Annotated in this window: 3 protein-coding genes and 9 tRNA genes; all 12 read left to right on the top strand. The window is 52.1% G+C overall.

Annotated elements, in window-relative coordinates; genetic code table 11:
* Nucleotides 1–68 precede the first annotated feature (68 nt).
* The 12 genes from CFI03_RS02960 to CFI03_RS02905 all read left to right on the top strand — a co-directional run bounded on the left by CFI03_RS02960 (nt 69) and on the right by CFI03_RS02905 (nt 6151).
* Nucleotides 69–143: transfer RNA gene (locus CFI03_RS02960), tRNA-Glu, on the top strand.
* 77 nt (nt 144–220) lie between these two features.
* Nucleotides 221–296, top strand: a tRNA-Val gene (locus CFI03_RS02955).
* A 16-nt stretch (nt 297–312) separates the two neighbouring features.
* Nucleotides 313–389, top strand: a tRNA-Met gene (locus CFI03_RS02950).
* 37 nt (nt 390–426) lie between these two features.
* Nucleotides 427–503 (top strand) — tRNA-Asp (locus CFI03_RS02945).
* 15 nt (nt 504–518) lie between these two features.
* Nucleotides 519–594: transfer RNA gene (locus CFI03_RS02940), tRNA-Phe, on the top strand.
* 26 nt (nt 595–620) lie between these two features.
* Nucleotides 621–696: transfer RNA gene (locus tag CFI03_RS02935), tRNA-Thr, on the top strand.
* Nucleotides 697–703: 7 nt separating this feature from the next.
* Nucleotides 704–787: transfer RNA gene (locus CFI03_RS02930), tRNA-Tyr, on the top strand.
* Nucleotides 788–799: 12 nt separating this feature from the next.
* Nucleotides 800–872 (top strand) — tRNA-Lys (locus CFI03_RS02925).
* A gap of 16 nt (nt 873–888) precedes the next feature.
* Nucleotides 889–973: transfer RNA gene (locus tag CFI03_RS02920), tRNA-Leu, on the top strand.
* Between the two features lie 316 nt (nt 974–1289).
* On the top strand, nt 1290–3092 hold the full coding sequence (locus CFI03_RS02915) for a sensor histidine kinase (RefSeq protein ID WP_248756436.1): 1803 nt from the start codon (nt 1290–1292) through the stop codon (nt 3090–3092).
* Entirely contained in the window at nt 3085–4695 is a 1611-nt protein-coding gene (locus CFI03_RS02910; protein ID WP_248756435.1) for a response regulator transcription factor, read from the top strand. Before CFI03_RS02915 ends, CFI03_RS02910 begins: the two co-directional genes overlap by 8 nt.
* A 112-nt stretch (nt 4696–4807) precedes the next feature.
* Nucleotides 4808–6151: an ABC transporter substrate-binding protein gene (locus CFI03_RS02905; protein WP_248756434.1), complete on the top strand. Its 1344-nt coding sequence runs from the start codon at nt 4808–4810 to the stop codon at nt 6149–6151.
* Nucleotides 6152–6195: the final 44 nt, after the last annotated feature.

Genomic DNA, 6195 nt, shown 5'->3' with positions numbered 1-6195 from the left:
GAGGGTTCGAATCCCTTCCTCTCTGCCATAATTTTTTCTTACATAGCTGTTTGCTACGTAATTATCAAGGCCCGTTGGTCAAGGGGTTAAGACACCTCCCTTTCACGGAGGTAACAGGGGTTCGAATCCCCTACGGGTCACCAATTTTACCCCACAAAGTGAAGTTACACTTCGAAGGTTTTTAAGATTACTTTTCGGGGAACCCGGAATTACACAATATGGAGGCTTAGCTCAGCTGGGAGAGCATCTGCCTTACAAGCAGAGGGTCGGGGGTTCGATCCCCTCAGCCTCCACCATATATGTTTAAAATGACGCGGGGTGGAGCAGCTCGGTAGCTCGTCGGGCTCATAACCCGAAGGCCGCAGGTTCAAATCCTGCCCCCGCAACCAAAACTTTATCTTCGGTTTTTTACCGAGAATTCGATGTGGAGCTGTGGTGTAGAGGCCTAACATGCCTGCCTGTCACGCAGGAGACCGCGGGTTCGAATCCCGTCAGCTCCGCCATTTAATCAAACATCAGGCTCGGTAGCTCAGTTGGTAGAGCAGAGGACTGAAAATCCTCGTGTCGGCGGTTCGATTCCGTCCCGAGCCACCATTTTAGATGGTTGGAAAAGTTAATATGCCGGTGTAGCTCAGTTGGTAGAGCAACTGACTTGTAATCAGTAGGTCGTGGGTTCGACTCCTATCGCCGGCACCATTTTCACGGAGGGTTAGCGAAGTGGCCAAACGCGGGAGACTGTAAATCTCTTCCTAACGGTTCGGTGGTTCGAATCCATCACCCTCCACCATTTTTTATTTGAGAGCCATTAGCTCAGTTGGTAGAGCACCTGACTTTTAATCAGGGTGTCGAAGGTTCGAGTCCTTCATGGCTCACTTTACCTTGCTTTTTGCGGTTGTGGTGGAACGGCAGACACGCTATCTTGAGGGGGTAGTGCCCACCGGGCGTATGGGTTCAAGTCCCATCAACCGCACCATATGATTTGAAATTACGGAGCCTTGCTTAGCAAGGCTCTTTTTTGTTTTTCCGAAAGGATATGGAGCCTAGTTATATCCGTCAAAAAATTGAACATGGAATTAACGATAAATTGAATTGCAGGTATTTTGCCCAGACGGTATAATGCATCATCACCATTTGGCATCGATTTCATAAAAAGCGAGGGGTAGCATGATCGGTTGGACGAGCTCTACACAGGTTGGTCAAAAATTACGGACAGAGGATAAGGTCCGAATAGTTGCAGTAATGGATGACTCCGTCTTTCCGGCGGATAAGAGTCAGGAAGGCCCGCTGCCATGAAGGTAATCAAGTGGCTTTTCGTCAACCGGAGTATTCGGACAAAGATTGTTTGGAGCAGCGTAATCACGTCTCTCGTCCCGATGCTTGTGCTGTCTTATCTTTTTTACGAATCAAGCACGAAATCGCTGGAACGTACGATGTACCGCAGCACCAGCCAGAATGCGCAATATGTAGCAGGCTATTTGAATCAATACTTTCGAGATCTGTCCTCTTCAGCCCTGCAGGTGTACGGCTTCCCCCGTGTCATGAATTTGATGGAGCACGGCCGTAACATGAACGACGAGGATTTCTTTGCTCTTGGCGAGTCGCTGAAGAGCTACTATGCGCTTGTCTCCAATAAGAACAAGGATACCGTCATTAAAGTCATGATCTTTGGCAAGGACAATAAGCTGAAGGACTTTTGGTCGAGAGCGGCCAGTTATGATTCTATCCCTTTTAACGAGAGCATCCCCCATTACGAGGACATGCTCGATTTGCCGTTTCAGAACTCACTCTCCTTTTCCTACAGGGATTCTTCGTTTAAGCAGGATTTTTTCGTATTTGCCATTACGATCTATGACCCGTTCTACCATAGTAAAATCGGCACGCTTGTTTTTTACATTCAGGTCAAAGAGCTCGCTAAAGTGATCGAGGCGAATAACCAGTATCCGAATGTAATCGTGCTGCGCAACTCCAGGGGAGAAACCTTCTACCATACGAGCGACAAATACGATGGTATTGTACCTTCATTCGACATGCCGGATGCCAAGCTGAAAAAGAAGCCGAAGGAGCTTCGATTCGAGCAGCGCCAGGATCTGCTCGTCAGCACCTCTTATCTGGATAACGGGAACTCCACGCTAACCATCATTTATCCGAACGAAGAGCTGGCCCGCCATCGCAACAATACGCTTCTGATCGCAATCGGGGCCTTGGTATTTGCGGTTGTGTGCATTTCGCTGCTGTCGCTCTTTGCCCAGCAGTATTTGACACGACCGATTAAACGGCTTGGCCAGGCGATGAAAAAGGTGCGCAACGGCAACTTCCACGTCACGCTGTCACAGCCGTACCGTTACCGGGATGACATATCCGAGCTGACCCGAAGCTTCAACTTCATGACGGAAAAAATACGGGAGCTGATCGAGCAGCGTTACCAGATGCAGCTTCGGAACAAAGAGGCTCAGCTGCTTGCTCTGCAAATGCAGATTAACCCGCACTTCTTGTACAATACGCTTCAAACGATTGGCGGCAAGGCGGTGCTGATCGGAGATTATGAAATTCCGGAGATGTGCCGTTCTCTTGGCGACTTGTTCCGCTACAGCTTCTATGAGGGGAATACGGAGTCTACAATCCGGCAGGAGCTGGCGCATGTCGGCAACTATTTGTATATTCAGCAGTTTCGGTTTGAGGAGTCGCTGCGCATGGAGTTTGACGTGCCCGAGTCGTTAATGGAAGTCTCCACGATTCGTTTCGTTATGCAGCCTATTATAGAAAACGCGGTCATACATGCGCTTGGCGGGCCGGATGACGGGCAGCTGCTCATTCGGGTCAGGGCTGAAACGGACGAAGGGACAATCTTATTGTCCGTCAGCGACAACGGTCCGGGCATAGCGCCAACCAAGCTGGCGGAGCTGCGCAGCGATATGGAGAAGAAGTCGATGGAAGTATTCTCGGGGGTCTCGATTGGGTTGAAAAACGTTCACGAGCGCATACGGCTTGCATACGGCGATTCGTATGGCCTCGAATTGGACAGCAAGCTGGGCGAAGGAACGGTTATTCGTATCCGAATTCCATGCAGAAAGCGGGGAGAATCTCATGTTTAAGGTAATGGTCGTTGATGATGAGCCATGGGGGCGCAAATCGGTTGGCAAAATGATTGATGAGCTGCAGATGGATGTCGAGGTTGTCGCGGAAGCCCGAAACGGCGCGGAAGCGCTGGAGCTCATTCCGGTCAGCAAGCCCCATATCATCGTAACGGACATGAATATGCCGGTCATGAACGGCCAGCAGTTCCTCGAGCAATTGTATCACCGGTACAACCATATTAAGGTTGTCGTAATCAGCGGTCACTCGCAATTCGAATATATGAAAGCGGCCGTTGCCTACCAGGCATGCGAATACGTGCTGAAGCCGGTGTCTCATGCAGACCTGAAGGATGCCATGGTCAAAGCGATACAGGCCAGCCGCAGTCATATGAGCGTCGAGCAGCGCCAGCAATTCGCAAGCGAGATGCGCAAGCTGCGTACCGAGACGTTTCTGCAAAACGTGACGGGACGGCGAATAGTGGGCAACGCCGATATCGTCTCCCAAGCAGCGGAGCTTCTCACGAGTCCGCCTATAGGCCGCTATCGGCTTGCCGTCTGCATGTTTCGAAGATTCCGCGAGCTCTCGGATACCAAGTTCAACGGCAATGCGGACCTGCTTATGTTCAGCATCGAAAATATGATGAACGAATGGACGAGCGGCGCGCCGCTATACGTTTTCAAATCGGACGACCGTCAGCGTCTTTGCCTGCTGTTGTCAGAGCAGGCTATGGACGGCGGGACCGTGCGGGAGCTGCTGCTTCCCTTCCACGAGACAACGAGCCGCATGCTGCAGCTATATGCCGTTGTTGGACTAAGCGATCCGCGCGAACGACTGGACCAATTGCCGGAGGCTTTTGAGGAAGCGAGCGAGCGTCTTTACGGCAGCCCGCTGCGTGGAAGCGAGTTCGTGGTAAAAGCGGCCGATACGCCGCGGGAGCTGCGGGAGCGCGGCGAGATGTTCGGCGGCTTCGACGCGAAGCTGATGCAGCAAGCGATCGTCGGCGGACAAACGGCTTCGGTTCGCAGAATGCTTGGCGAGTTTGCGCGCAAAGCGGAGATATCGGAATCATTGTCCATCCGGAGCGCGCAGAAGGAGCTGCGCAAGCTTGGCGCTGCTGCCGGAAACGAATGGCCGGCTATTGCCGCAGCCAGTCTGCTGCTGTCCGATCAACGCGCGATTGACAGCGTGATGACGCTCTCCGCGCTTCACGCCTACGTGGCTGAGCTGTCAGCGGCTATAGAGGCGCATATACACGCCAGGGCGGCTTCGAATGATGCGGCTAATCCCATGAGCGAGATTGTGGCGTATTTGGACGGGCATTATTTCGAAGATGTCGGACTGATCGATATGGCAACCCGCTATCATATGGACCCGAGTTACCTGAGCCGGCAATTCAAAGCGGCAACAGGGGAAAATTTCATTGAGTATGTAACGCGCAAGCGCATGGAAAAGGCCTGCGAGCTGCTTCGCGAATCCGATCATAAGGTAAGCGATATTGCCGGGCTGGTCGGTTACGAGAATCAACGGTATTTCAGCCAGGTATTCAAAAAATTTACCGGGCAAACCCCATCGGAATTCCGGGAGTCGCCGATGCCAGAATTCCAGCCTGCAAAAAATTGAACATCGCATCTCCAATTTATTTTATTCCTGCAGCCGCCGACAATCAGTAAACTGAGCATCAGGACGAACGAGAACGCTCGATCCGAGAACATCAGACAAAGGGGATATGGATATGAACAAGAAACTCGGCCTTGGTCTCAGCGTTGCCATGATGACCGCGCTGCTGAGCGCTTGTGGCGGAAATAACGGCAACAATGCCGCAAGCCCGACTAATACGGCTCCGGCGCCCGCCAACTCGGCAACGGAATCGGCGAGCGCGCCGGCAACGGAAGATACCGAACCGGTTACCATCTCGTTCATGCATTTCAAGAGTGACGCGACGGACGGCATCAACAAAATCGTCGAGCAGTTCGAAGCGGAAAATCCGAATATTAAGGTGGACGTACAGCCGGTCAAGTTCGATGACTACGCCACCCTGCTGAAGACAAAGCTCGCCAGCGGCGATATCGTTGACGTATTTACTTTAAACGCCGGCAGCACGACCAAGCTGTACAAAGACGGCGGTTACCTGGAAGACTTAACCGACCAGGAATTTATGAAGACCTTCGATCCGGGCGTGCTCGCCGAGCAAGCAACGGACGGCCGCAACTACATTATGCCGCTGAACGCAGGGCCAATCGCCGTATTTTATAACAAGAAAATTTTCGCAGATCTCGGTATCGAGATTCCTACGACATACGATGCGCTTATCGCGGCGGCACAAAAAATCAAAGATTCGGGCAAAACGCCGTTCGCGCTTGGCTGGAAAGACGGCTGGCCGCTTGGCATGTGGCTGAGCCGCGACTTCCCGAGCAACACGGTGCTCGTAGACAAGCAGACCGATTTCTTCGACAAGCTGGAGAAGGGTGAAGCGAAGTTCGCGGACAATCCAGCCACAAAGACAACGATTCAGCATGCGCTCGACATGTTCAAATACGGCAACAAGGACCAGCTTGGCGTTGACTATAACGGAGCGGTCGACATGTTTGCCCGCGAAGAAGCTGCCATGATGTACATGGGCACCTGGCCGCTGCCGGACATCGAGAAGAAAAATCCGGAGCTGTTCGCAACCGGCATGGGTTACTTCCCGTATCCGTTCAGCAATGATCCGGCGCTTAACAAGCTGGAATTCAATCCGGACGCTTCCGTAGCGGTGAACAGCAAATCCGAGCATAAGGAAGCCGCGATGAAATTCCTTGCTTACTTGGCTAGCGTTCCCGCGGCAAACACGTGGGTAGAAAACGTGAAGACGTTGACTTACGTCAAAGGGGCTTCGGCTGACATCGCTCCGGCCGTATCGGATTTGAAGCCTTACTTCGATAACGGTCAGCTGTACAACTCGCAAGTGTATATTACGACAACGATCGACTGGACGACGCAGTTCTCGCAATACGTGCAAAAAGTATTTTTCAACAAGGCGACGGCAGACGACATCATTAAGGATCTCGACGATTGGGTTGCCAAAAACCATAAATAATAGAGCATTGGCGACGCGAACGGCATAGGTACAGCCTATGCCGT

Source organism: Paenibacillus sp. ATY16 (assembly GCF_003399985.2).
GTDB lineage: Bacteria > Bacillota > Bacilli > Paenibacillales > Paenibacillaceae > Pristimantibacillus > Pristimantibacillus glycanilyticus.
This window is presented reverse-complemented; position numbering and strand designations above follow the sequence as displayed.

What these genes read in the sequence shown, in the direction of transcription:
- CFI03_RS02915 (WP_248756436.1), top strand. Translation starts at nt 1,290, where the DNA reads ATGAAGGTAATCAAGTGGCTTTTCGTCAACCGGAGTATTCGGACAAAG.
- CFI03_RS02910 (WP_248756435.1), top strand. Translation starts at nt 3,085, where the DNA reads ATGTTTAAGGTAATGGTCGTTGATGATGAGCCATGGGGGCGCAAATCG.
- CFI03_RS02905 (WP_248756434.1), top strand. Translation starts at nt 4,808, where the DNA reads ATGAACAAGAAACTCGGCCTTGGTCTCAGCGTTGCCATGATGACCGCG.